The following is a 26,055-nucleotide window of genomic DNA, read 5'->3' on the forward strand; positions in this document are numbered from 1 at the left end:
TATTTATTCCTCCTATGACTTCCGCTTAATTTGATGTACAAATGGCAAGTGCGATTGAATAAAGCTTGCTTTCAGCTGTATCCGACCGGCTGGTTAAAGCAATCGGCGCCTTTGCTCCTGCCACCACAGCTCCCACCTTCGCATGCGCAAAGTAGATGAGAGATTTATAAAGAATGTTCCCTGCTTCTATCGTCGGCACAAGCAAAATATCTGCATGACCAGCGACATCACTTGTAATATTTTTATGAGAAGCTGCTGTTTGAGAAATGGCATTGTCTAAAGCAAGAGGCCCATCAACGAGGCAACCAGAAATTTGACCTCGGCGATTCATTTGCGCCAGACTTGCCGCAGTCAAAGTTGAATCCATTACCGGGTTCACGACCTCGACCGCAGATAGCACTGCCACTTTTGGCATGTCATTTCCGACAGCTTGTGCTACTTGAACAGAATTGATCGTAATCTCTTTGAGCATATTTAAATCGGGTGCGATGTTCATCGCAGAATCCGTAACATAAATAAAACGATCAAAGCCCGGCACTTCAAATGCCGCAACATGTGATAGAACACTCGCTGTCCGCAGCCCGTACTCTTTATTCAGTACCGCTTTTAAAAGAACGGCTGTCGGGACATGCCCTTTCATCAATATATCTGCATGCTTCTCACTTACTGCCTGCACGGCAATTTTGGCTGATTCTTCAGGAGAATCTGAATGAATAATATCTATCCAGCCCTCATCGATCTCATGTTGCTTCACTAGCTCCTTTAGGTTGCGTTTGTTCCCAACCAGCAGGAAGCGAGCGACCTTGCGTTCAATTGCCATCTTGACGGCATGAAGCACTTCTTCGTCTTCTGCATGAGCCACAGCAGCAGTTTTATTCTGCAGCTGGGCGGCTTTCATAATCAGATCGTCAAGCTTCATATGTGCCCACCTTTCCTTATGCTCGGTTCATGGTTTTTATATGCAAGTTCCGTGCCAGCTTGAAATGCAGTGAAATAAGACATTTCTGATGAAATGCGTGCAATCTTTTGCAGGCTACGTGCATTTTATTGCATGCTATCTTTTGCAAGTTGATATTTATCCATTTTATAGTAAAGGTTTCGAATGCTGATCCCTAACGTTTTCGCTGTTTTCGTGCGATTGAATTGATGCTTTTCAAGGGTTTGTTTAATGAGTTGCGCTTCAAACGCCTCAACAGCATCTGAAAGTATCTCTCCCTCAAATTGGCTCACGGCCAGTTCCTGCTGTTCTTTTTCTTCCTGCTCTTCTGACTCCATGAACGAAATATGCCCTTCATCGATCCATTCTTCTTGCGGATTCAAAAAGATCATGGCTCGTCCAAGAACATTTTCCAGCTCTCTTACGTTCCCTGGCCAGCTGTAGGATCGAAGTCTATGAAGCGCCTGTTCCGTTAGGCCGCTCACATTTCGCCCATAGTCTAAATTGATTTTCTGAATAAGGCGTTTACTTAACGAGTCAATATCTTCAAGGCGCTGTCTTAGCGGCGGAATGGAGATCGGATATCTGTTCATCCGATAATATAAGTCCTCTCTAAACTTTCCTTGAGCCATCGCTTTTTCAATATTGACATTTGTTGCAGTGATCACACGCACATCAACAGGGATGGCTTTTGTTCCACCTACTCTGACAATTTCTTTTTCCTGCATAACGCGTAATAATTTAGCCTGTGTACTTGGCGTCATTTCACCAATTTCATCTAAAAAGATGCTGCCTTGATTCGCTTCTTCAAACAGCCCTTTTTTTCCGCCGCGCCTTGCACCAGAGAATGCGCCTTCCTCGTAGCCAAAAAGCTCTGATTCTAAAAGGGTTTCTGATAAGGCCGCACAGTTGACGCGTACAAAGCGATTATATTTCCGGTCACTTTCATTGTGAATGGCGTGCGCAAACAACTCTTTCCCAGTACCCGATTCTCCTCTGAGTAAAATGGTCGCTGGTGTTTTTGCGCCTAGCTTCGCCTGCTCCAGTGCCACAAGCATTTGTTCACTTTCTCCAATAATGTCTTCAAATGTGTACTTTGCCTCAAGTGTACGGATGAGCTGTCTTGCTTTATTTAATTCATTCGTCAGTGATTGAATTTCTGATACGTCATGAATGACGCCGACACTACCTTTTAGGATGCCATCAACGATCACTGGTGCTACGTTGACAATCACATCCTTCTTATTTGGTCCAACTTTCATTCTGACGCCTCGAACCGGTCTTCTTGTTTCAAGCACCTTCAAATGCATGCTTTCCCCTTCAGAAATATCCGCACCTGCTGGTTTGCCTACAACCTCTTTGTCTGTTAATCCCGTCATTTTCGTGTAAGCTCGGTTGATTAAAATCCCTTTCCCCTGCTCATCTACAACGGATATCGCTTCATCAGATGATTGAATAATGGCCTCAAGCATTGTCCGTACTTCCTTGAGGTTTGTGACTTCTTCTGCAAGCTCCACCGCATCCGTAATATCTTTAAAAATGGATAAAGCGCCTAGCATTCTTCCTGCGTCATCAATAATCGGCAAACGCGTTGTGACAATTTGTATTTGCTGATTCAAAAATTGTTTTTGATGAAATTCTGGCTCCCTCGATCTTAAAATATCGGGAAGCTTTGTGTTTGGGATCACTTCACGTATGTGACGGCCAATCGCATCTTTTTGCAAACATCCAACCATTTTGGCTGCCGATCGATTAAATAGGACCACTTCTTCATCCATATTAATAAAAATCATGCCATCGTTCGTTGCATTGAAAATGCGGTCATGCTTATAGGTTTGTTCCTTTAATATTTGAATGAGCTGTTGCTTTTCTGACATTAATTCCGATATGACGTATGCCATCGAACTTGGAACAATGACAGCATGTTCTCGTTTTTCTTCCATCAGTTCTTTTAGTACAGCTGAACTACCTGTTGTTTCAATGATGATATCAATATCATCTTTTATGTATTCTTTCCAATCCGTTGTCGTATCAATTCCATTCTTTTTTGCTTCTAACATCCCCGGTGCCCCAAGATCAAGGTCGGCGATCGCAACGATTTGAATCATATTTGTTTTCAGCAATGTCTCAAGCAATGCTGATCCACCTTGTCCTGCACCGACAATCAAGACTCTCTGCATCCCGTTACCCCTTTATATGAAAAAATTTGCACACCATATTTTTCCGTTGCAAAAAATTGCACAACTCTTATATTACCACGTTTTCCTTTCTTGACAAAATATTTTTTGAATTAGACAATGGAAGTAAATGACGTTTAAGGGGACATTTGATGGGGAGAATACTTGCATTAGTCATTATTTTAATACCTGGCGCACTTGCAGCACTTGGGATTAAGCTGCTGCGTGACACAGTTTTCGGCATCATCATTGCGCCATTTCCATTTTTATGGCTGCAAGGAATTGCAGGGTTATTATTTTTAGGGGGAGGTCTTTATGTAGTTGCTGGATTTATTTTATATAGAGACCGTAAACGCAATAAAGTGACTACTCGCTTTAAGCAGAGATAAACACGAAAAAAGAAGACAAAGAGCTAAAATAAACATCATTTTAGCCCTTTGTCAACAATCTGAGACCCGCTGATGACAGCAGGTCTTTATTTCATTTCTTCTCTTATTTTGACGGCTCTATCAGGAAAATCCGTGAAGATTCCATCAACACCTAAGGAGAGCATGTTTTTCATTTGCTGTTCACTGTTTACCGTAAACGGCCTGATCACTTGGTGGGTAGCATGGAGAGCCGATACAACCTCTTTGGTCACTCCTGCCCCCTTTATATTCGGATGATAACCTCTTGCTGGTACTGTTTTTAAGTACATCTCCGGCTGATGAATCACATCCATTGTGAGAACAGCAAGCTCAACATGCGGCATCAGCTTGTGAAAAAGAGCTAAACTGCCATGATGAAACGATGAGATCAGTATACGATCTTCTATTTGAAAGTGTTCGATTTGCTCCTTTACTTTCTCTTCGATCCCTGGATATCGATAAATGGAGTTTTTCAGTTCAATATTAATAATAAGTGATGATGGCTTCGTCACTAGCTCCAATACTTCCTCTAAAAGAGGAATAGATACAGCACCGGTTTCTTCATAGAAAGTATGACTCGCATCTCCAGCTTTTAACTCTTCATATGTATGGTCTTTCACTAAACCCTTCATATTCGTTGTTCTGTTCAACTTCTCATCGTGAATGACAGCTAGTCTGCCATCTTTCGTCAACTGCACATCCAGCTCAATTCCGTCAGCCCCAGAATGAAGTGCATGCTCAAAGGCTATCATGGTGTTTTCAGGGTAGATTCCTTTAAAACCTCTGTGTGCAAAAATTTTCGTCATAGGTCACCTCTAAATATGATGCTTCCTTTCATTATGACGTGTCTTTTTTTATTTTTCCAGTTTGAGCACATAAAAAAACCTCTTCTGAACAGTACGAAGAGGTCGACAGATACATTCGATCACGTAATCGCTCTGATGGCTTGCTCTGTCGTCTCTGCGTCAAGAGCAAAAAGGGAAGAAACAACTGCGACTGCTGTAACAACGGTTACACCTAACAACAACTTTTTCATAAGATAACCTCCACTTTCTTTTGAAGTATTTGTGCATCGAATTTCTTTTCAAGAAAACGAATGGCGTTTTGATAGTCATTTCGTTCCTTGAAGTATTTCGATATTTGTTCAGACAAATCCTCAAGCTCCACATATAATCTATTTTTTTCTATGTAGTCTAATTTTTCAGAGAATACGTCTGCTGCCCCACTATTTTCGCACATCAAGTCTAAAATTTCAAATTTTACTATATATTCATTATTTTGGATATTGCAGCTATACTCAATACCCTCTTTAATATATTCCTTTGCCTCTTGATTTCCTAGATGAACCAAGGCATTTGCCAGAACATATAAAGATTGAATGTAATAATGGCTATTGTCCCGGTGAATTTGAATGCCCATCCCTTTTTTAGCATATTGTGCGCTTTTTTCATAATCAGGCTTTGCATAATAAAGAACGGCTAAATTATGATAGCATTTCCCAATCAGTACCTCGTTGTTAATGCGTTTACTTTTCTCAAGTGCTTCTTGGTACTTTTCCTCTGCTTCTTCAAATTGGAACAAATCAATACAATTACTAGCATGTAAAATCAAGCTGTCAATCGCCTGCGCCGTATACTCTTCATGCGCTTTGAACGTATCGATGGCTTTTTTAATATGATTAATGGATATGAAATTTTGTTTTAATTCGTAATAGATTGAAGCAACCTTATGGTGAAAAGTTCCTACTTCAAGGTCTTCATTCACACGTTTTAAGCGCTGCTCTGCAATTTTGTAAAAGCTGATGGCTTCATCATACTTTTTCACATATGCAGCGTACTGGCCTTTATAAAAGTAAAAATAAAAATTAATAATGTCGTCTGCTTTCTCATCAAGCGTTCCGACACTTTTCATAATGTGATTGGCTTTTTCAATATTTCCAAGTAACATTTCATGTCTGCCGTCAACAAGCTGATAATAAAGGAGAACTTCGCGGTCTTCATCTGTATTTTTTAGCAAATTCTGAATTTTCTCTTTATAAACAGCAGATTTCTCTAGGTCATTCTGAGAAATGACCCTCGTCCACTTGCTAATTTCGTTCGCTACCTCAGCAGAGTGGATTTTCAGCTTTCCCATAACCTCACCCTCTTCTTTTCATTATTATAGCATAGTAAAAGAATGTGAAAATTATTAAATTCGACAATGGGAATATTCAGTTCAAATGGCACAATCTCTAAGAAGCCAGTGACTTTAAAACGCCAAACAATCAGGTCAATAGAAATAGAACTTTCGATCTCATTGGCTTTATTTACCAAATACATCAGACCTTTTCCTCTCATCCTTTTTCTTACGAATGAGCGTTTTCTTCTTCTATTTAAACGACCAAACAATTGATTGGCGTAGCTGATTACCACTAATTTATGTCATCCCCATTTCTTTCATGCTTCATTTTTCATTTTATTCTGAAAATAAAACAAGCCAAGTTATCAAATGAAACAATAAGATGATTGTATCAACACAACCAATTTTTTACAATATTTTTCAAAATAAAAAAACGCCTCCTAAAGAAACGTTTTTTTATAAAAGTGATTAGCTAGCTCTATGCTCTAATCGTAGACGATCGGCTACCATGGCAATAAATTCAGAATTGGTTGGTTTTGCTTTAGACATGCTGACTGTATAACCAAAGAGTGAGGAAATGGAATCGATGTTTCCTCTGCTCCATGCAACTTCAATGGCATGGCGAATCGCTCGTTCCACCCTGCTGGCGGTCGTGTTAAATTTCTTCGCGATGTCTGGGTAAAGCACTTTTGTAATGCTTCCGAGAAGCTCAATGTCATTGTACACCATTGAAATCGCTTCTCTTAAGTATAAATAGCCTTTAATATGTGCTGGGACGCCAATCTCATGAATAATCGTCGTAATGCTCGCATCTAAGTTTTTACGTTTCGGTTCAGGTTTGTTGCGAAGAACACTGTTTTGGATAGATGAAGATCGATGGGTAACTTGTGTGCCGTTTCCGCTGACTTGACGAATATGACCGACTAGGTTTTCCATATCAAATGGTTTTAAGATGAAATAGGATGCGCCCAAATCAACAGCTTTTTTCGTGACATCTTCTTGTCCGAACGCCGTTAGCATAATCACACTTGGCTGTTTGGTCATGTCATTGTTTTCACGGAGGCGTTCGAGTACAGCAAGACCGTCTAAATGAGGCATGATAATATCTAAGAGGAGAACGTCGGGCTCTTTATCTTTAAATAATGTCAGACACTCCTGACCATTATACGCCACGCCAAGTACTTCCATATCTTCCTGTCCCTCAATATACTCTGTCAATAGACCAACAAGCTCTCGATTGTCATCAGCTACACACACTTTAATTTTCTCCACGTTCTTTCCTCCCCAATGTCGATTCCTTTAGTCTTTTGCATTTCTCTTCTGAGTGTTCAATTCGACAAAAGCATGCTATCCCCTTTAAAAAACTTTAATTTTCCGAATAATAGAGCATTATCTAGCTTTTTCTACGTTTTTCTTAATGAATCGACGATTATTGCAATTTGACAACATACTATTTTCCATTTTGTCGAAAAATCTCTTTTTCCTTATTTTATAACATGATGGCAGAGAAAGAAAGGGGAGAAAAAAACTGCCGGAAAATTCGCGGCAGTTTGATGATTAGCTTGCTTTTTTGTTTTTTTGATAAAGATCAATTCCTGCTTCGGACAGCATCCATTCAATGTGTACGCCGTACCCGCTTGTCGGATCATTGACGAATACGTGTGTGACCGCTCCAATGACTTTGCCGTTTTGGATGATGGGGCTACCGCTCATCCCTTGGACGATACCGCCCGTTTTACTTAAAAGTCGCTCATCTGTTACCTTCAATACCATCCCTTTTGTCGCTGGGAATTTCTGCGGTGTTGTGCTGACGATTTTAATATCAAATTTCTCCACTTTATCATGATCCACAACGGTTAAAATTTCAGCTGGACCTTCTTTTACTTCATTTGATAAAGCGACTGGAAGTGGTTTGTCTGCTACATGATTTTCAAGCTTTTCGGTTAACTTACCAAAGATACCAAATGGGCTATTACGGGAGATATCTCCTATCGTTTTTCGTTCGGAAGAAAATCTCGCCAATTTTTCTCCAGGATTGCCTCCTGTGCCTTTTTCAATCGATGTCACGGTTGACCTGACAATTTCGCCATTGTCGACAACGATTGGTTTTTTTGTATCCATGTCAGAAATCACATGCCCTAGGGCACCATATTTTTTAGAAGATGGTTCAAAGAAGGTCATCGTACCAATTCCTGCTGCGGAATCACGAATGTAAAGACCAATTCGATAGATGCCTTCACTTGCATCTTTTGCGGGTGTTAATGTTGTTTGAAAGGTTTTTTGGTCTCTTTTTAAAAGTAAACGAAGCGTTTCACCTGTTTTTCCTGCCTTTTGGATAAATGGGGTGAGGTCATTCATTTTCTCCATCTTCTGACCATTGATTTCAATGATCATATCCCCTGTTTGAATGCCTGCAGCTTCGCCTGGTGATTTCTTGCCGTCTGCTGTTGTGATTTGGTGAAAACCTACAACGAGAACTCCTACAGAGTGGAGCTTGACGCCAATGGATTGTCCTCCAGGAATGACTTTTAATTCAGGGAGAACGTCGACTTTTGTTTTCTTAATAGGAAATCCTTTAAAATCATAAACAATTTCGGCTTTTCCCGCCTTTTGCCCTGTCACTTCAAGCTGATTCTTTTTCTCTGAAAGACTAAAGGCTGGTGAAGAAGCATTGGCTGACGCTTCTATTGATGTGTCAATTGAGTGCTTCTGTTTTTCAAATACAGCAACATTTGTTGGAATGCTGATGTATTCCTTCACTATGCTCATAAACCCTGTACTTATTAAAGAAACAAGGAGAATCACACCAATGGCTTTTCTCATCTTTTCGGGCATTCATTTTTCACTCTCCTCGCTCCTTACCCACACCAGAACACTCATGTTTTGGCTACATCTTTACTTTTGCCTTCTTCGCTTGGATTTATAACCGGCACCTATAGAAAATGATTGGATAATTTGATAAAAGAAAAAGACGATTGCGTGGGTATATACAGCGATTTTACACAATATAAAAAAGGCAGCTGTTTTTCCAGCTACCCTGTTGTTTTGACATCGTTTGCTTGATGCAGCAATTCTTTTGCATGTTGTTTTGTCAGCTCAGTAACTTCCACACCAGCAATCATCCGGCCAATTTCACTCACTTTTTCTTCATGACTTAATGGTTTGACGCTCGTCAGTGTTCTGCCGGCTTTAGAGCGTTTAGAAATAAAGAGATGTGTGTCGGCCATCGCTGCTACTTGCGGGAGGTGCGTAATGCAGAGCACTTGTGAACCAGCCGCTACTTTGTAAATTTTTTCGGCAATGGACTGTGCGACTCTTCCGCTTACTCCTGTATCGACCTCATCAAAAATAATGGAAGTGACTTCTTGTTTGGCTGAGAAAATACTCTTTACGGCAAGCATGACACGTGAAATTTCTCCACCAGAGGCCACTTTTGATAAAGATTTCATCGGTTCGCCTGTATTTGTAGAAATGACAAATTGTGCTTGGTCAATTCCGTTTTTTCCGAGCTGGACGGGCTTGCCATCTAGCAGCGGGAAGTCTGTGCTTCCAAAAGGTGCATACCGAATGGAAAAAGCTGTGTCAAAAGATGACTTCTCCATATATAAATCCTTTAATTCCGCTTGAATTTCCTTCGCTAGCTTTTTGGCCCATTTTTTACGGAGCTCCGAAACGTTGAGTGCTTCCAGCAGGGCATCACGGCTCATCGCATCCAATTTATTTTTGAGTGTCTGCAAGTGGCTGTCTCGATTTTGAATTTGATCGATTTCTTCTTCAATCTTCGCTGCATACTCCAAAATGTCCTCAACCGTTGTACCATATTTTCGTTTCAACTGCTTCATTTCATTCAACCTTGATTCGATAAAATCAAGACGCGCCGGGTCGAACTCTAATTGATCCAGCATGCTTCGCATTTGGAATGTCGAATCCTCTAATAAGTAATAGGAGTTCGACACTTGTTCAGATAGCTTTTTCAGATCGTCATTGATGTCAGAAACCTGATCGAGCTCGCTTGAAGACATACCAACCCAATCAAGTCCTCCCTGCTCATTGCGCAAGGCGTTATATGCGTTTTGAAGCGAGGAAAAGATTTTTTCGTAGTTGCTGATTTGATGACGCTCTTCCTGAAGCTTCTCATCTTCTCCCGGCTCTAATTGTGCCGCTTCAATCTCCTCTAGCTGAAATTGCAGTAAATCTAATCGGTGCACCATTTCTTGCTCATTTTCAGAGAGCTGTTTTAACTTTTGGGCTGTCTTAGTATATTGCTCATACGCTTCCTGATATTGTGACAAAGCAGGTGCAATTTCTTCTGCTCCAAACTGATCGAGCAAATACAGATGATTTTCATCCTCCATCAATAGCTGGTTGTCGTGCTGCCCGTGTATATCGAGTAAAAGGCGTCCTACCTCCCGTAAAAGCGAGATCGTGACAAGCTTGCCATTGATGCGGCAGATGCTTTTTCCGTTATGGTTCAAGTCACGGCGAAGAATCATCATTTCATCTGATGCGTCAATTCCCTGCTCTTTGCATAGAGCAAATACAGGATGATCAGCTGGTACAAGAAAAAGTCCTTCCAGCTCTGCTTTTTTTTCACCATAACGAACGTATTCAGACGACCCTCTTCCTCCCACAAGAAGAGAGACAGCATCAATCATAATCGATTTTCCGGCACCTGTTTCCCCTGTGAGAACCGTGAGTCCTTTTTCAAATGAAACCGTTAACTCTTCAATGATTGCAAAGTTTTTAATGGTTAGTTCTGCTAACACTCATTTGACACCTCTTTTTGTAAACCTAATTCTTTATAGAAGCTCTAAAATTTTACTGGAAACGATCTCCGTATCATCCGGTGTACGGCAAATAATCAAAATGGTATCATCGCCGCAAATCGTTCCCATAATTTCTTCCCAATCTAAATTATCCATTAAAGCCCCGATCGCCTGAGCATTCCCTGGCATGGTTTTGAGGACGATTAAATGACTGGCAGCATCCATTTTTATAAATGCATCCATTAAGGATCGCTTCAGTTTAGACAACGGGTTAAACCGTTGATCCGCAGGAAGGCTGTATTTATATGTCCCATTGTTCGTCGGCACTTTCACTAAATGCAATTCTTTAATATCTCTTGAAACGGTCGCTTGTGTAATGTTATATCCATCAGCTTTTAAAATATCGACTAATTCGTCTTGTGTTTCAATCTCTTGGCTTGCAATGATTTCTCTAATCTTAATCAGCCTTTGACCTTTATTCATTTTTGACCCCCCTAGGCGCTTCATTCTCAGTTTGTCTTTACGTTCTATGTTATATGAAGCATAGTTCAAAAAACAAGCATTACGTGAGAAACAATCCATTCTCGTGTTTTGACCATGTAAAAAGGAATAATAGCGAGCTATTATTCCTTTTGTTTCAATGATTTCATGTGTCAGCCGGCTCAGGGCTGTTTTTCTTTTCTTTCAATACAGAATGGGCTTCCTTGACGACTTTCTCAAGCTCTGAAGCCGGAAGTGCTGCATTGTCTTCTTGTTCAGGATGAAGCACTAAATGGAGAAGGAATTCAATATTCCCATCCCCACCGGTAATAGGCGAAAACGATACATCCTTTACATCATAGCCTTCTTTTGCAGCAAATTGATTCATCTCTTCCAGCACACCGAGGTGGACAGACGGTTCTCGCACGATGCCTTTTTTTCCAACAAGCTCCCTGCCTGCTTCAAATTGAGGCTTGACGAGTGCGATACAGTCCCCGCCTGGGACAAGGATGTGCTTTAAAGCTGGCAGGATGAGTTTAAGTGAAATAAAAGAGACATCAATTGACGCCACTTCCGGCAATCCTTCAGTGAAATCTGCTGGGACGGAATGGCGGAAATTGGTGCGCTCCATGACGATGACGCGCTCATCCTGCCTTAATTTCCACGCAAGCTGATTATAGCCAACATCAACAGCATATGATTTGACCGCTCCATTTTGAAGAGCACAATCTGTAAATCCGCCTGTTGACGAACCAATATCAATTAGCAATTTTCCGCCTACTGTTAAGTCGAATTCTTTGAGCGCTTTTTCGAGCTTTAACCCGCCACGGCTCACATATTTCAGTGGATTCCCTTTCACCGTAAGCGGTGTATCACGAGCGATTTTCTCTCCTGGTTTATCCAAACGGTTTTCATTTGAGTAAACGATCCCTGCCATGATGGCACGCTTTGCTTTCTCTCTCGTTTCCATTAGTCCTTGTTCGACTAATAAAACGTCAAGTCGTTCTTTCTTTGATGTCATGATCCAATTCCTTTTCTTGGTGCTGCGGGAAGCAGGTCACGTAACGTTTCAGCAACCTGTGCTTTCGTCAGACCAATTTCTTCAAGCAGGGCATCGACACTTCCATGCTCAATAAATTCATCTGGAATGCCCATGCGTTCTACTTTAATATGAGATGCTTTTTTGTCGTGTATATATTCTAAGACGCTGCTGCCAAATCCGCCTTGGAGCACAGCTTCTTCAATCGTTAAAATCGGAATACCTTCAGCAAGAATGTCATTTAACATCACTTCATCAAGAGGCTTAATAAAACGAGCATTAACGACACGAACCGATTTCCCTTCTTTTTGAAGTTCTTCTGCTGCTTGGAGCGCCATTTTAATCGTTGTACCAAATGTTAAAATCACGGCATCCTTCCCTGGACGAAGAACCTCCCAAGAACCAATCGGAATGGTTTTCAGCTGTTCATCCATTTTCACACCCAGCCCATTTCCACGCGGGAAGCGCATAGCAATAGGACCGTCATCATACTGAATGGCTGTATTGACCATGTGTTGCCCTTCATTTTCATCCTTTGGCATCATAAGCACCATATTCGGCATATGACGCATGAAAGCAATGTCAAACACACCTTGATGTGTTTCTCCATCTGCACCAACAAGACCCGCACGGTCAATACCAATAAACACATTGAGGTTCTGGCGGCAAATATCGTGCAGCACTTGGTCATAGGCTCTTTGCAGGAACGTTGAATAAATCGCTAAAAATGGCTTCATATTCTGAGTTGCAAGCCCAGCTGCCATTGTGGCTGCATGCTGCTCAGCAATTCCGACATCAAACATTCGCTCTGGAAATTCCTTTGCAAAGCCTTCAAGCTTTGAGCCAACTGGCATCGCAGGCGTGATTGCAACAATCCGTTCATCTTCCCGCGCCAGCTTTCTGACCGTTTCACTAACAAGCCCGCTCCATGACGGCGCAGCGGCTGTCGGTTTCACGAAATCACCTGTATCGATTTTGTATGGACCAGTACCGTGCCAAGTTCCGATTTTATCAGATTCTGCCGGCTGATAGCCTTTTCCTTTTTTCGTGATGACATGGAGAAGGACAGGACCTTTCGTTTTCTTTGCATATTCAAGATTTTCAAAGAGATCTTCATATGAATGTCCATCGACAGGGCCTAAGTAGGTAAATCCCATTTCCTCAAAGAACATGCCAGACACAAGTAAGTATTTAAGACTGTCTTTGATTCGCTCTGCTGTGGCAGCAAGCTTTCCACCTACTGCTGGAATACGCTTGAATAAATATTCGAGTTCGTCCTTTACCCATTGGTATTTACCAGCTGTGCGCAATCGGCCAAGCATCGTGTGAATCGCACCGACGTTTGGTGCAATACTCATTTCGTTGTCATTTAATATGACAATCATATCTTTCTTTTCATCACCGATATGATTCAAGGCTTCTAGTGCCATACCTCCGGTTAGTGCACCATCTCCAATAATCGGCAGGATATATTCATCTGTTCCTTTAATATCACGCGCTGCTGCCATACCCATCGCACCAGATAACGAGGTTGAACTGTGACCAGTCTCCCAAACGTCATGTTCACTTTCATTTCGTTTAGGAAAACCGCAAAGCCCTTTGTATTGACGAAGTGTATCAAACTCCGCCCCTCTTCCAGTTAACAGTTTATGAACGTAAGACTGATGTCCAACATCCCAGAGGAATTTGTCTTTCGGGCTGTCAAATACTTTATGAAGCGCGACTGTGAGTTCAACAACCCCAAGGTTCGGACCGATATGCCCGCCAGAGCTAGCTAAGGACTCAATTAAAAACATACGAATGTCAGCACTAAGCTCCTCTAATTCTGCATTTGACATTCCTTTTAGAAACGTTGGATTTTTTATTGATAAAAGATCCAATCAGGATCAACTCGCTTTCAACAAAATTTCTATATACATATATAATGCCTTATTCCTAAGAAAACCAACTGGGAATAAGAGTTGTCTCATCATGATAAACTGTTTACAGTTTACCACAATTGCTCGAAGACCCTCAAATCTAGGCTGTTTTTAATGATCTCTTGAGGCAATCAGATCACATAAATCATGCAGCAATTGCTGCTCTAATTCAAGATTTGAGACTATTTCTTTTGCACGTGTGATATGCTCATCCAGCTTTTCTTTTGCTCCTGAAAGCGTTAATAAAGAAGGATATGTCGACTTTTCATTTACTGTATCGGAGCCGACCCGTTTCCCGATTTTCTCTTCGCTTCCTTCAAGATCTAAAATGTCATCACGAATTTGAAACGCAATGCCGATATGATAGCTGAATTCCCTTAGCTTTTCGATATCGTCATCTGATGCCCCTGCCAACATTGCACCTGCTGCGACGCTAAATGTGAGGAGTTTTCCTGTTTTACGGGCGTGAATGGATTCTAGTTCAGCGAGCGATACTTGTTTTTGCTCTGCTTCCATGTCATCAAATTGACCGCCAACCATTCCTAGTGCCCCTGCGGACTTCACAAGCTCATCGACGATTCTAATCTTTTGGTCAGCTGAGATGCTGCTAGACAGCTGTGATGTAATAAGGCGGAAGCTTTCTGTCAAAAGTGCATCTCCTGCGAGAACCGCTGTTGCTTCTCCGTAAACTTTGTGATTTGTCGGCTTCCCTCTGCGAAGATCATCGTCGTCCATGCATGGAAGGTCATCATGTATCAATGAATACGTATGAATCATCTCGACCGCACAGCCGACAGGTATGCCATCTTCTTCGTTTTTACCGTAGGCATGTAATAGAGCAAGAACGAGAACAGGTCGAAGCCTTTTCCCACCCGCTTTAAGAGAATAGAGCATTGAAGATTTCAGCTCTTCTGGAATCGTCAATTCCTGAACATATGTAAATAAATAATCTTCAATGGCCTTTTTTCGTGTTGTTAAAAATTCATTTAAATTACTTGTCACCAGCATCTGCCTCCTTCACTGAGAAAGGAGCCAGCTCACCGTCCTCTTTCAAAATGAAATCCATTTGCTTTTCAACATGCTGTAATTTTTCATGACAAAGCTTTGAAAGGGTCATTCCTTCTTGGAAATAATGTATGGCTTGCTCAAGTGGTACATCTCCTTCTTCGAGCTTCCCTACAATCTCCTCAAGGCCTTTCATCGCCTCTTCAAATGTCATTTGTTCTTCTTTTTGTTTATTGGATTCTGTCATGATGATTGCCCCTCCTTCTCAATAACCTCACAAACGAGACGCCCATCCTTCATGGTGATGGTCAGTTGATCCTTCGTCTCTACTTGGTTCACACTTTTTATCAGTTCATCTTCTTTATAGGCTAAACTGTAGCCTCTTTCCATCACTTGTAGTGGATTTAATGCATTTAGTTTACCAAGAACAGATTGGAACTGCGAATGAATTGTTTTCATTTGCACATTCATGCTCCGAACGAGCTGTTCTGTTTCATTGGCATGACGTTTTTTCGCCTGAAGAAGCTGCTCTTTTGGATGAAGCGGCTTCAGCCTGTATGTCTGCCGGTCTAATTGACTGCGTTTTTGCTCAACTTGTCTCGTCAGCTGTTTTTGAAAACGGTCAAATACCACATCGAATTGCTGCTCTTTTTGCTCTTGTAATCGTTTTGGAAAACGGAAGGCGTAAGAGGATTGCAGCGTCACAAGACGGTCTTTTGCTTGGGAGGTGCGATTCTTTACAGCTCTAGTCAGCCGAATATCGATTGATTTGATTCGTTCAATTAAATCTGTTGTGCTTGGAACAGCTAGCTCTGCTGCTCCTGTTGGTGTGGGTGCTCTCATGTCTGCAGTGAAATCACTGATCGTAAAGTCAGTTTCGTGTCCAACTGCAGAAATGATTGGAATGTCTGATGCGAAAATTGCTCTTGCGACAGCTTCTTCATTAAAGGCCCAAAGCTCTTCAATCGAACCGCCCCCTCTTCCGACAATTAAAACATCACAGAGGTTTTTTTCATTGGCTTCCTTGATTCGTTCTACGATGGAACGAGTCGCATGTTCACCTTGGACGAGCGCCGGGAGCACAATGATTTTCGCCTGCTGATAGCGCCGATTGATGGTCGTAATGACATCTCGAACAGCCGCTCCTGTTGGGGACGTAATCACACCCACAACCTCTGGATATTCAGGAATTGCTTTTTTATAGCGCGCATCAAATAAGCCTTCATTTGCCAGCTTTTTCTTCAGCTCTTCATAAGCAAGATGAAGAGCACCAACACCATCAGGCTGCATTTCTTTTGCATATAATTGATAGTTGCCGCTTGGTTCATATACTTGAATCCCGCCGCGTACGAACACTTTCATTCCACTTTTTGGTGAAAAAGGCAGCTTCGCCGCAGTGCGCTGGAACATGACAGCTTGCATGCGTGCATTTTCGTCTTTTAAGGTGAAGTACACATGTCCTCTTGAATGAATCTTGACATTGGATAGCTCACCTTTAATCCAAATATCTTCTAAATGCGGATCAACATCAAATTTTCTTTTTATGTATTTTGTAAGGGCTGTGACCGTCACAAAGGCTTTTTCACTCATGACGTATTCCTCCTCTTCAAAAACGCACATTCATCCACCGGCAGCAAGCAGGTGGATGAATGGATAAAGCTTATGCTAATGTACGTTTTGCTGATTTAACCGTATTATGTGCAAGCATCGTAATTGTCATTGGACCTACTCCGCCAGGGACTGGTGTGATGTAAGAAGCTTTTTCTTTTGCCTCTTCAAAATCAACATCTCCCACAAGCTTCCCGCTCTCCAAACGATTGACGCCGACATCGATAACAATCGCACCTTCTTTGATTTGGTCAGCTTTAATAAAGTTTGCTCGACCGACGGCAACAACTAAAATGTCCGCTTTTAACGTATGTTCTGAAATATTCGCTGTTCTTGAATGGCAGTACGTAACCGTTGCGTTTTCGTTTAACAGCAATTGCCCTACTGGTTTGCCGACAATATTGCTTCGTCCCACAACAACGACTTCTTTTCCAGAAAGACTGACGCCCGTTTTGTTCAGTAATTCAACAATGCCTGCCGGTGTACATGGAAGGAATGTATCTTCCCCAAGCAACATTTTACCGATATTTAATGGATGGAAACCATCCACATCTTTCTCTGGTGAAATACGTTCAATAACGGCTTTTTCAGAAATATGTTTTGGCAGTGGAAGCTGTACAAGAATTCCGTGGAATTGGTCATTCGCATTGTACTGATCAATCAGTTGAAGCAATTCTTCTTCTGTTAAAGAAGCATCTAAATGATCAAGCTGGAAATGCATGCCCATTGCTTCTGCTGCTTTTTTCTTTCCGCGTACGTAAGAAAGTGAAGCCGGATCATCACCGATTAGAATAACGGCAAGACCAGGTGTGACACCTTTTTGTTTTAGCTCTTCTACTTCTTTTGCTAATTGCTCACGCTTTTCTTTTGCTGTTTCTTTCCCATCGATGATTGTTGCTGTCATGTCGAATCCTCCTATTGCTGCTTTAGGTCGTTTTTAATGTTTGAAAGTACACCATTGACAAATTTCGGCGCTTTATCATCACCGAATAATTTGGCCAGTTCAATCGCTTCATTCATTGAGACACTAACCGGGATGTCTTCTTGATACACCATCTCGTACACAGACAGCCTTAAAATGGCTCTGTCTACGTTTGCAATACGATCGAGTTTCCAATTCACCAGATGCTGTGAAATCATGTCATCAAGCTTGTCCTTTTGTTCAAGCACACCGAAAACCAGCTCCTCGAAAAAAGGATCTGATTCTTGTTCATCCAGCGCATGTGTAATGGCCTCTTTCGGTTCAATATTGCTCACATCAATTTGAAATAATGTTTGTAGCGCCTTTTCTCTTGCAGTTCTTCTTTTCATTATTTACTCCTTTAACCACTTTATCCGCTTGTCGTTAAGCCATACAGAGATCATAACATATTTTGACCGTGGTCGCACCAAGATCCATGCGAGCTGTCACGAAAAACGAATCAACCCTCGCGTGAGTTCATTATGGTTTAAAATGACCCAAAAATGGGCTTTAAAAAACCAAAGAGGCGATGCCTCCTTGGTTTTACTTGAACCCTTTTTTACATTTCCTGCTCTACTTCAGCCTCAGCTGATTTTGTATCAAATTGAATACCCACGACATGAATATTGATTTCATTAATCGTTAAGGCAGTCATGTTCAAAAGGGTTTGACGGATATTTTCTTGTACAGCGGTGGATACCTTTGGAATAGATAGGCCAAATTCAACCACACAATACACATCAATTGTGATGCCTTCATCAGAGACATCTACTTTTACACCTTTACGGTGATTTTTCTTACCAAAGCGTTCTGCTACATCATTAGCGAAATTGCCGCGCATTTCGGCAATGCCTTCGACTTCTGAAGCGGCGATCCCAGCAATGACCTCAATCACTTCTGGTGCAATTTGCACTTTTCCCAATTGATCCTCATCAAGGTTCATTTCAAGCAAATTGTTTTCTGACACGATCATTCACCTCCGAAAGCTGTGATTATTTCATGATTTGGTATGTTTCTAAAAACTTCGTATTAAAATTACCACTCACAAATGTTTCATGCTCAAGCAATCTTAGATGGAACGGGATCGTGGTATAGACTCCTTCAATGACGAATTCTTGAAGTGCGCGTTTCATTTTCGCAATCGCTTCTTCTCTCGTCTTAGCATATGTGATGACTTTTGCAATCATACTATCGTAATATGGCGGAATCACATAGCCCGGATAAGCGGCAGAATCAACTCGTACGCCTAGACCACCTGGTGGAAGATACATTTTAATTTCACCAGCTGATGGCATGAAGTTTTTCTCTGGGTTCTCTGCATTAATACGGCATTCGATTGCCCATCCTTCATAAACGACATCCTCTTGTGTAAGAGAAAGCTTCTCACCTGATGCAACTTTGATCTGTTCTTTGATCAGGTCAACTCCAGTGACCATTTCTGTTACAGGATGCTCTACTTGAATACGGGTATTCATTTCCATGAAGTAGAACTTCTCTTCATTATAATCATAAATGAATTCGACCGTTCCAGCACCAGTGTATTCAACAGCTTCTGCTGCTTTTACCGCTGCTTCACCCATTTGCTCACGGATGTCTGCATTCAGCGCTGGTGATGGCGTTTCTTCAAGAAGCTTTTGCATTCTTCTTTGGATAGAGCAATCACGCTCTCCTAAATGAATGGTATGACCATGCTGATCTGCAAGCACTTGGATTTCCACATGTCTAAAGTCTTCAATGAATTTCTCCAAATAGACACCAGGGTTTCCAAAATTCTGCGCTGCTTCCTGCTGCGTGATGGTCACTCCGTTAATGAGCTCTTCTTCTGTGCGAGCCACACGGATTCCTTTACCGCCGCCGCCGGCAGTTGCTTTAATAATAACAGGATACCCAATACTTGCTGCTGTTGAAACGGCGTCATCAAGATCTTTTACAATTCCTTGAGAACCAGGAACAATCGGTACGCCGGCATTTTTCATTGTTTCCCTTGCAACATCTTTCGTTCCCATTTTGGAAATGGCAGACGCAGTTGGTCCAACAAAGATGACATTGCACTCCTCGCAAAGCTCTGCGAAGTCTGCATTTTCAGCAAGGAAGCCGTATCCTGGATGGATGGCATCTGTTCCTGTTAATTTTGCGACACTGACAATATTCGTGACATTTAAATAACTATCTTTAGAAGCAGTCGGTCCGATGCAATATGCTTCATCAGCCATTTGAACATGAAGCGCATCGCGATCCGCTTCAGAAAATACCGCAACGGTTTCAATTCCAAGCTCTTTACAAGCGCGGATAATTCTAACTGCGATTTCTCCTCTGTTTGCAATTAATAGCTTTTTAATCATGATCGTACTCCTTACTCTGCTTTCACTAGAAAGAGGGGTTGTCCGAATTCTACAAGCTGACCGTTCTCAGCTAATACTTCGACGATTTCACCTTTTACTTCTGCTTCGATTTCATTAAACAGTTTCATCGCTTCTACGATGCACACGACTGTGTTTTCCTTCACCTTAGAACCTGTTGTCACGTATGGGTCTGCTTCTGGTGAAGATGAAGCATAAAATGTGCCAACCATTGGGGATGTGATTTTATGCAGATTTTCAGACGCACTTGCCTCTTGTGCAGGGGCTTCGGTCTGAGCTGGAGCTTGTGCTTTAGGAGCTTGTTGAGCTGGAGCTGCTTGGACAGGAGCCACTGGTGCTTGTGCCGCAACTTGCTGAACGACTTCTTTATTTTTCTTCAGTTTGATTTTTGCACCTTCGTTTTCGTACGTAAATTCATCGATTGTAGATTCGTCAATTAATTTGATCAGTTCATGAATTTCTTCAATTTTTAACATGGATTTGCACCCCTATGTATGGATTTATCTTTTTCTTATAGGCTAGTACTAAAAGTACATACTATAACCATCTTACAGGAGGATTTCAATGAATTCAACTACTATTGTGGCGAAGCGCCTCGCAAAAGCACGTCAGAGAGGGCTTCAAGCCGCATCAAAAAACGCCCTTTTCAGCAAAGGGCGCCTGTTCATTTTTTATTGATTGGAGGGCTCAAAAGTGACAGCTACGTTATCAAGACCTCTCATTTCTTTTGTGACCATATCAATAATATCAGCCGCTTGGGACTTCGATTTTTTGTCAGAACGAACTGTGATGCTTACTTTATCTCCTTCAGCACTCACTAGCGCATCTTTATAACCTTTTGTTTTAATTAAGGTTTCAAGCTGACGCTCCGTTCCTTCTGCTTCACTAAGCGCTGTCATTTGATCATACGCTTCACTTTTTTCTTGTGCTGTTGCATCATCGCTGGACACGATTTCGTTGAACTCTTCACGCTGTTTGCTTCGTTTGTCTTCAAGCTCTAGTCTGTATGTTGTAAAAAGCTCATCGTCTGTTTGCTCTGACACAGCCTTTCCTTCTTCACCGCTTGTTTCGATATCCTCTTGTTTGCCATTTGTTTCTTTGTCAGTGGACTTCTCATCAGTGCCTTTTTCCTTTCCTTTATCCATTCCTTTTTCTGTTTCAGTCTTTTTCTCTTCTGTTCCTTTTGATTTCATATCTTCTACTGTCACTGCATTTTCACCTTGTGGAGACATGATATAGTACACACTTAAGACGACAACTAAACTTAGCATCGTTAATAGCCAAACCGTTTGTTTTTTTAACATCATTCCGAATCCTCCTTGATTTTTTTAGGGGCAACAGCCACTCTATGGCTCGGTACATCAAGCACTCGTGTAACCGCTTCAATGATGGTTTTCTTTATTTGAACGTTGTCTACTCCTTGAGCAACAACGAGGACACCTCGAATATTTGGTTTTTTCGTTTGAACCACTACAGGTGTTTCTTCATTGCCATTTTTGATGATGACGATTTCTTCTTCTTTTGTTTGATCGGTCACACTTCGCACGCCGCCTTCTTTATCTGTTTCCTCGGTCGTGGTGCTTTTATTGGATTTGTTTTTTTCAAACACTTTTAAAGAAGTTGCGTCTACATTGACCACAATTGATACATCCTCAACGCCAATGATGGTCTCTAAAATTTCTTTCAGCTGATTTTCGTATTCTTGTTCCACATCCTCAATCGAATTCTTTGATTTGCCTGAGGATGCCGGCTTGAATACCTCCTGCTGCTCTTGTGAGGATGTTTCTTTAGAAGCAGGAACGGCAGCCTGTTCTTTTTTTGATGGCGGTGACAAGATCTGGCTGACTAACATGAAAGATACGCCGATAATGAATACAAGCAGCAAGTAATGGTGCTTCGTTAATTTTGGTTTCCCTTCTCCTTTTTCAGGCGGCTGGAAGAATGATTTCAGCTTTTGTTTCCAGTCCTTGTTATTCATGATCTGCTGCGTCACCTCCCTCAATGTTCAGCGAAATGTGCTCAGGACTCGTATTCCAAACATCAGCAAGTGTCTTTTTCACCCTCTTGATCTCATTGCTAGAAGATCCAGCGCTTTCCTCCTTTTGACTGGAGAGATCAATGTCCACCTTCGCCACCGTTTCGACAGCATCACCTGTGAGCGGGGAAAGCACTGCTTTGATGCGAAATTGATCTGCCTCCATATTCTGATCCAGGTACTCCTCATCTGCCAGCACTTCTACGTGTTTCATTTCATAGCTCTCCTTCTTTAGTGGCTCCTTTGCGTTTTTTTCTAGTTGGACAGCCATTTGCTTTAAAATATATGCACGCTGAGAGGCTTGTATTTCTTTTTTTTCTAAATTCATTTGATTTTTTATTTCTTCTGACTGTGCTTGCTCGTTCCCCTTCATCAATTCTGAGAAAATTTGATCAGGATCTGCCCGAAATAAAGCAAAGATCGGATTGAGCATCACCACGATCAACAGCAGGCTGACGACCATTTTGGCGTACTTTTGCATACTCGAATTGGGAAGCAGAAGATCAATAACAATCGCAAATAAGATAAAGAGAATAATACTTGTGATCCATTCCGTGAGAAAACTCAAAAGGTGTCCCTCCTTACTTCATCATCATGGTCAAGTTGCCAGCAGTGATAATGACGGTAATGCTTAAAAAGAACATGAGCGACACGACAGCAAGCGCGGCAAAGATATAAAGAACACTTTTTGAAATGATATCAAGACAGCTGATAATCGGCCCGCCTCCTAACGGCTGAAGAATGGCTGCGGCAAGCTTATATATAAGGGCTAGTGAGAGCACTTTGATCGCAGGGAAAGCGGCAATTGAAATGAGAATGGCAACTCCAACAAGCCCGACTGTATTTTTGAGTAATACAGAGGCGCTAATAACGGTATCCGTTGCATCTGTAAACATCCTGCCGAGGACGGGGATAAAATTTCCGGTAATAAATTTCGCCGTACGAAGTGCGATCCCATCCGTAATCGCTGCAGATGCACCTTGCACAGAAATGACGCCAAGAAAGACCGTTAAAAAAACGGCTAATCCGCCTATCGCCACATTTCTTAATAGCTGGGCAAGCTGTGTGACCTTGTATTGCTCCGTCAGCGTGCTGACAATGCTTAATATCGCAGATAAAAAAATGAGTGGAAGAACGACATATTGAATAAAAACGCCACTCGTATTCATCAAAAATAAAATAACGGGATGAAAGAATCCGGCTGAGACAAGCCCGCCTGATGAAGCAATAAGTGCTAATAAAAGAGGTATAAGAGCAAGAATAAAACTGGTCATCGTTTGAATGGCTTCTGTTGCATAGGAAATCGCCACATGAAAGCTGTTGAGTGCAATAATGATCAGCACCATATAAACAAGAGCGTACGCGACTTTACTGACAGTGCTTTGCTCAAACGCACTCTGCAAAAGCTGCAAAAGCGAACAAAAGATGGTGAGTAAAATCAGTGTGCCTAGAAGCTTCCCGTTTGCAATGACCTCGTGAAAAAGATAATGAACAAAGGCTTTCAGCCACGTTTGGGGAGACAGCTCTTTGTCGCCGTCAATCATTTCCTTCACTGTGCCTTTTTGGCTTTCTGGCAGAAAGCCGCCATACTCGTCTAATATGGTTTCCCAAAAGTCGCTAATGGAATGAAGCTCAAGCGCATCAGCCTGTCCATTCGCCACTTCTTCTGCTACTGGTTCTTCATTTGATAAAGGCTCTTTTTCTTCTGCCCCTGCCTGCGGAGCAATCAGCCAAAAGAAAAGCATCAACCCCATGACAGCTGTCACCCGTTTCATTGTCATCACCTCTTTTCAATTAAGTCATGGACGGGATCATACCTAAGATGGTCTCAATGATGACTGTTAAAATAGGGACTGCCATGACCAGAATGAGAATTTTGCCGCCAAGCTCTATTTTTGATGCGATGGCGCCTTGTCCAGCATCTTTGGTCAGCTGGGCGCCGAATTCCGCAATATAGGCAATGCCAATAATTTTTAAAATGGTTTCTACATACTTCATATTGACACCGGCACTTGCCGCAATTTTTTCAATCATTGAAATAATGGCGTAGATTTGATCAATTAAATATAGAAAAATGACACACCCTGTAAATACAACAAGCATAAAGGCGAAGGTTGGCTTTTGTTCTTTGACAATTAATGCTAAAAAAGTAGCGATTAAACCGAGTCCAACAATTTGTATGATTTCGATTTGTAAGCCCTCCCCTATCCTTGAAATAGAAATACGGCTTTAATCTTTTTAAACAAATCATCTACAATGGTTGCTACCATAAACAAAATGTAGATAAACCCAAGCAGCGTGACCCACTGAGCGTACTCCTTTTTCCCCATTTGATCTAAAATCGTATGGAGGAATGCCACAACGATGCCAACTCCCGCAATTTGAAAAATGACGTTTACATCAACGCCCATGCTCTCGACTCCCTTCCTCTCACATCAATAAAAGAATCAGTAGTAATCCGCTTAAAAATCCGAGGCTTCTGACCATTTTTTCATTTTTCGCTTGGGCGATTTCAGCTTCCTTCTCCTCCGATTCCAAATGGCCTAAAGCAAGCTTGATATACTTTTGTTGAGAAGTGACATCGTGCTGGCCAAGTGTTTCTCCAAAGTGCTTCAGCGCCTCATATTCGCCTTTTTTCAAAACGGTTTTTTTCCAAACATCCTCAAGACTCTCATTCCATGCATACCGCGCGGAGAAAGTTCCGACTTTCAGTTTTTCTGCAAATTGTTCAAATAACCGATTCACAGGAGGACCTACTTGCGATGCAATTTGTTCTGCAGCCCGCGCTAAAGGCGTTTGTCCATACATAATTTCAGCTTCAAGAGACTGGAGCGCAAACCGGAGCTGCCGAATTTGTTTCGGACGGTCGCTATATCGTTTGGCAAACTCGAATCCACTCCAAGTCGTAGCCGCGACAATGAAAACAGCGCCAATGAGCTTTAACATACGTCCACTCCCCGCCTCCATTTCATCTCTTGTCCATCTTGGTCATACATCCGCCCGATCGTGCCGGGACCATTCTTTCGGTTTAATTCAACATATCGTTCAAACACACGAAGCTTCCATAACGGCTTCAATGATGGGCGTTTATATACATCTTCAAGTGAGTAGCCATGAGCTGAGACGATAATGGTAACCCCAGCATGAATCGCTTCTAAAAGTGCCTGCACATCCTCACTTTTTCCGATTTCATCGACAATCATGACATCTGGACTCATCGATCGAATCATCATCATCAAACCTTCAGCCTTTGGACATGCATCGAGCACATCCACCCGGTGTCCAAACTGGTGCTGTGGCACTCCTCTTATACATCCAGCGATTTCAGAACGCTCATCAATAATGCCTGTTTTTTTAGGAGAAATTTCTTTAGTGCCAGTACTAATCAATCTTGCAATATCTCGCAGCAGTGTTGTTTTTCCTGTTTGCGGTGGACCGATGATCAGTGTGTTGCGCCAGTGCTCTTCATATAAATAAGGAAGAAAGGGAAGAGCAATCCCGATTTTTTCTTTTGCGATGCGGATATTAAATGAAGAGATATCTCTCAATCCTTTGACAATGCCGTTTTCAACAATCACCTTTCCGGCAAGTCCCACTCGGTGTCCGCCAGATATGGTGATGTAGCCTTGTTTCAGCTCTTCTTCAAGTGTGTACATGCTGTAATTGCTCAGCCTCCCTAATAGCTGAGACGCATCTTCTCCTGTTGTGCGATAAGAAAGAAAGTGAGGCTTTCCTCTTTGCATCAATTCGATAGGACGATCCGTACGAATGCGGATTTCTTCTATTTGCGCCCACTCCGCTTCGTTTAGCTGCCTGAGTTCTTGTCCAATCGAGTGCGGGAGAATATCCAACAAACTCCGCAACGAGCTCCCCTCCTTTTTTTCTTCTCTAAAATGTATGATGGACGTCGTTAATTATGCCAAGCCGTTTCACTTATAGATCCCAACAAGAATAAACACGACGCCAATGAAAATAAAGACGAGCTTAGCATAGGATAACTGCCCTGCAATTTGATAGATTCCAATCGTCATCGTAATGATAAAAATAAGCGGTCCAATGATCGCCAATATACTATTGATGACCACCGCTTTCCGAACATCATTTGTGACTAAGATGAGAATGGCAGCCGTCAGTTCAATCGCAGCCGACAAGAACCTCATGCCTGCCATTGCAGCTACTGACGGATGGATGCTTGGGAAAAGAAATGGTTTCATATAGAACCTCCAGCTTTTTTTACACTATA

The 26,055-nt window shown here is 41.9% G+C and carries 29 protein-coding genes; 1 reads left to right on the plus strand and 28 read right to left on the minus strand.

Annotated features, from left to right (window positions below):
* Positions 1-25 precede the first annotated feature (25 nt).
* Both yqiS and C5695_RS12080 read right to left on the minus strand, forming a co-directional pair.
* Positions 26-919, minus strand: coding sequence for a phosphate butyryltransferase (gene yqiS / locus C5695_RS12075; protein WP_117730943.1), 894 nt, complete (start codon positions 917-919; stop codon positions 26-28).
* Positions 920-1,044: 125 nt separating this feature from the next.
* Complete coding sequence (locus C5695_RS12080; protein WP_117730944.1) at positions 1,045-3,117, minus strand: sigma-54 interaction domain-containing protein; 2,073 nt, start codon at positions 3,115-3,117, stop codon at positions 1,045-1,047.
* A gap of 149 nt (positions 3,118-3,266) precedes the next feature.
* Here C5695_RS12080 and C5695_RS12085 point away from each other — a divergent pair, with 149 nt between their 5' ends.
* A complete protein-coding gene (locus tag C5695_RS12085) occupies positions 3,267-3,503 on the plus strand; it encodes a DUF2627 domain-containing protein (RefSeq protein ID WP_034661240.1) in 237 nt (78 codons plus the stop codon).
* Between the two features lie 86 nt (positions 3,504-3,589).
* Here the strand turns inward: C5695_RS12085 and C5695_RS12090 are convergent, their stop codons facing one another.
* The 26 genes from C5695_RS12090 to C5695_RS12215 all read right to left on the minus strand — a co-directional run bounded on the left by C5695_RS12090 (position 3,590) and on the right by C5695_RS12215 (position 26,026).
* On the minus strand, positions 3,590-4,327 hold the full coding sequence (locus C5695_RS12090) for a glycerophosphodiester phosphodiesterase (RefSeq protein WP_117730945.1): 738 nt from the start codon (positions 4,325-4,327) through the stop codon (positions 3,590-3,592).
* 226 nt (positions 4,328-4,553) lie between these two features.
* Positions 4,554-5,654, minus strand: coding sequence for a Rap family tetratricopeptide repeat protein (locus C5695_RS12095; protein WP_117730946.1), 1,101 nt, complete (start codon positions 5,652-5,654; stop codon positions 4,554-4,556).
* Positions 5,642-5,932 (minus strand): hypothetical protein, encoded by a 291-nt coding sequence (locus C5695_RS12100; protein ID WP_233230732.1) that lies wholly within the window; start codon positions 5,930-5,932, stop codon positions 5,642-5,644. Before C5695_RS12100 ends, C5695_RS12095 begins: the two co-directional genes overlap by 13 nt.
* Positions 5,933-6,107: 175 nt before the next feature.
* Positions 6,108-6,911, minus strand: a complete 804-nt coding sequence (spo0A, locus tag C5695_RS12105) for a sporulation transcription factor Spo0A (RefSeq protein WP_012010520.1) — start codon at positions 6,909-6,911, stop codon at positions 6,108-6,110.
* Positions 6,912-7,196: 285 nt separating this feature from the next.
* The gene (gene spoIVB / locus C5695_RS12110) at positions 7,197-8,474 is read right to left on the minus strand and encodes a SpoIVB peptidase (protein ID WP_117730948.1); all 1,278 of its coding nucleotides are present in this window, start codon (positions 8,472-8,474) and stop codon (positions 7,197-7,199) included.
* Between the two features lie 197 nt (positions 8,475-8,671).
* Entirely contained in the window at positions 8,672-10,405 is a 1,734-nt protein-coding gene (gene recN, locus C5695_RS12115) for a DNA repair protein RecN (protein WP_117730949.1), read from the minus strand.
* Between the two features lie 33 nt (positions 10,406-10,438).
* The gene (ahrC, locus tag C5695_RS12120) at positions 10,439-10,888 is read right to left on the minus strand and encodes a transcriptional regulator AhrC/ArgR (protein ID WP_117730950.1); all 450 of its coding nucleotides are present in this window, start codon (positions 10,886-10,888) and stop codon (positions 10,439-10,441) included.
* 163 nt (positions 10,889-11,051) lie between these two features.
* Positions 11,052-11,906 carry a TlyA family RNA methyltransferase gene (locus C5695_RS12125; protein WP_117730951.1) on the minus strand — a complete coding sequence of 285 codons (855 nt, stop codon included), beginning with the start codon at positions 11,904-11,906 and terminating at the stop codon, positions 11,052-11,054.
* Positions 11,903-13,804: a 1-deoxy-D-xylulose-5-phosphate synthase gene (dxs, locus tag C5695_RS12130; protein WP_117730952.1), complete on the minus strand. Its 1,902-nt coding sequence runs from the start codon at positions 13,802-13,804 to the stop codon at positions 11,903-11,905. Before dxs ends, C5695_RS12125 begins: the two co-directional genes overlap by 4 nt.
* Positions 13,805-13,954: 150 nt before the next feature.
* Entirely contained in the window at positions 13,955-14,851 is an 897-nt protein-coding gene (locus C5695_RS12135; protein WP_187441297.1) for a polyprenyl synthetase family protein, read from the minus strand.
* On the minus strand, positions 14,835-15,095 hold the full coding sequence (locus C5695_RS12140) for an exodeoxyribonuclease VII small subunit (protein ID WP_003215880.1): 261 nt from the start codon (positions 15,093-15,095) through the stop codon (positions 14,835-14,837). The genes C5695_RS12135 and C5695_RS12140 overlap by 17 nt, the downstream gene beginning before the upstream one ends.
* Positions 15,092-16,438, minus strand: coding sequence for an exodeoxyribonuclease VII large subunit (gene xseA, locus C5695_RS12145; RefSeq protein ID WP_117730954.1), 1,347 nt, complete (start codon positions 16,436-16,438; stop codon positions 15,092-15,094). The genes C5695_RS12140 and xseA overlap by 4 nt, the downstream gene beginning before the upstream one ends.
* Before the next feature lie 70 nt (positions 16,439-16,508).
* Positions 16,509-17,360, minus strand: coding sequence for a bifunctional methylenetetrahydrofolate dehydrogenase/methenyltetrahydrofolate cyclohydrolase FolD (gene folD, locus C5695_RS12150; RefSeq protein ID WP_117730955.1), 852 nt, complete (start codon positions 17,358-17,360; stop codon positions 16,509-16,511).
* Between the two features lie 11 nt (positions 17,361-17,371).
* Positions 17,372-17,767 carry a transcription antitermination factor NusB gene (gene nusB, locus C5695_RS12155; protein ID WP_117730956.1) on the minus strand — a complete coding sequence of 132 codons (396 nt, stop codon included), beginning with the start codon at positions 17,765-17,767 and terminating at the stop codon, positions 17,372-17,374.
* A gap of 209 nt (positions 17,768-17,976) precedes the next feature.
* Positions 17,977-18,384 (minus strand): Asp23/Gls24 family envelope stress response protein, encoded by a 408-nt coding sequence (locus C5695_RS12160; protein ID WP_187441820.1) that lies wholly within the window; start codon positions 18,382-18,384, stop codon positions 17,977-17,979.
* A 25-nt stretch (positions 18,385-18,409) separates the two neighbouring features.
* Positions 18,410-19,759, minus strand: a complete 1,350-nt coding sequence (gene accC / locus C5695_RS12165) for an acetyl-CoA carboxylase biotin carboxylase subunit (RefSeq protein WP_117730958.1) — start codon at positions 19,757-19,759, stop codon at positions 18,410-18,412.
* An 11-nt stretch (positions 19,760-19,770) separates the two neighbouring features.
* On the minus strand, positions 19,771-20,253 hold the full coding sequence (gene accB / locus C5695_RS12170) for an acetyl-CoA carboxylase biotin carboxyl carrier protein (protein ID WP_117730959.1): 483 nt from the start codon (positions 20,251-20,253) through the stop codon (positions 19,771-19,773).
* Between the two features lie 195 nt (positions 20,254-20,448).
* Positions 20,449-21,081, minus strand: a complete 633-nt coding sequence (locus C5695_RS12175; RefSeq protein WP_187441303.1) for a SpoIIIAH-like family protein — start codon at positions 21,079-21,081, stop codon at positions 20,449-20,451.
* Positions 21,081-21,755: a stage III sporulation protein AG gene (gene spoIIIAG / locus C5695_RS12180; RefSeq protein WP_117730961.1), complete on the minus strand. Its 675-nt coding sequence runs from the start codon at positions 21,753-21,755 to the stop codon at positions 21,081-21,083. The genes C5695_RS12175 and spoIIIAG overlap by 1 nt, the downstream gene beginning before the upstream one ends.
* Positions 21,748-22,380 carry a stage III sporulation protein AF gene (spoIIIAF, locus tag C5695_RS12185; protein WP_117730962.1) on the minus strand — a complete coding sequence of 211 codons (633 nt, stop codon included), beginning with the start codon at positions 22,378-22,380 and terminating at the stop codon, positions 21,748-21,750. The genes spoIIIAG and spoIIIAF overlap by 8 nt, the downstream gene beginning before the upstream one ends.
* Before the next feature lie 13 nt (positions 22,381-22,393).
* Positions 22,394-23,587, minus strand: a complete 1,194-nt coding sequence (gene spoIIIAE / locus C5695_RS12190; protein WP_117730963.1) for a stage III sporulation protein AE — start codon at positions 23,585-23,587, stop codon at positions 22,394-22,396.
* A 19-nt stretch (positions 23,588-23,606) separates the two neighbouring features.
* Entirely contained in the window at positions 23,607-24,020 is a 414-nt protein-coding gene (spoIIIAD, locus tag C5695_RS12195; RefSeq protein ID WP_087978339.1) for a stage III sporulation protein AD, read from the minus strand.
* Positions 24,017-24,223, minus strand: a complete 207-nt coding sequence (gene spoIIIAC, locus C5695_RS12200) for a stage III sporulation protein AC (RefSeq protein WP_003153142.1) — start codon at positions 24,221-24,223, stop codon at positions 24,017-24,019. The genes spoIIIAD and spoIIIAC overlap by 4 nt, the downstream gene beginning before the upstream one ends.
* A 19-nt stretch (positions 24,224-24,242) precedes the next feature.
* On the minus strand, positions 24,243-24,758 hold the full coding sequence (gene spoIIIAB / locus C5695_RS12205; RefSeq protein WP_117730964.1) for a stage III sporulation protein SpoIIIAB: 516 nt from the start codon (positions 24,756-24,758) through the stop codon (positions 24,243-24,245).
* Complete coding sequence (gene spoIIIAA / locus C5695_RS12210; protein WP_117730965.1) at positions 24,752-25,675, minus strand: stage III sporulation protein AA; 924 nt, start codon at positions 25,673-25,675, stop codon at positions 24,752-24,754. The genes spoIIIAB and spoIIIAA overlap by 7 nt, the downstream gene beginning before the upstream one ends.
* Positions 25,676-25,741: 66 nt before the next feature.
* Complete coding sequence (locus C5695_RS12215; RefSeq protein ID WP_117730966.1) at positions 25,742-26,026, minus strand: YqhV family protein; 285 nt, start codon at positions 26,024-26,026, stop codon at positions 25,742-25,744.
* Positions 26,027-26,055: the final 29 nt, after the last annotated feature.

The organism is Bacillus pumilus (assembly GCF_003431975.1).
GTDB lineage: Bacteria > Bacillota > Bacilli > Bacillales > Bacillaceae > Bacillus > Bacillus pumilus_N.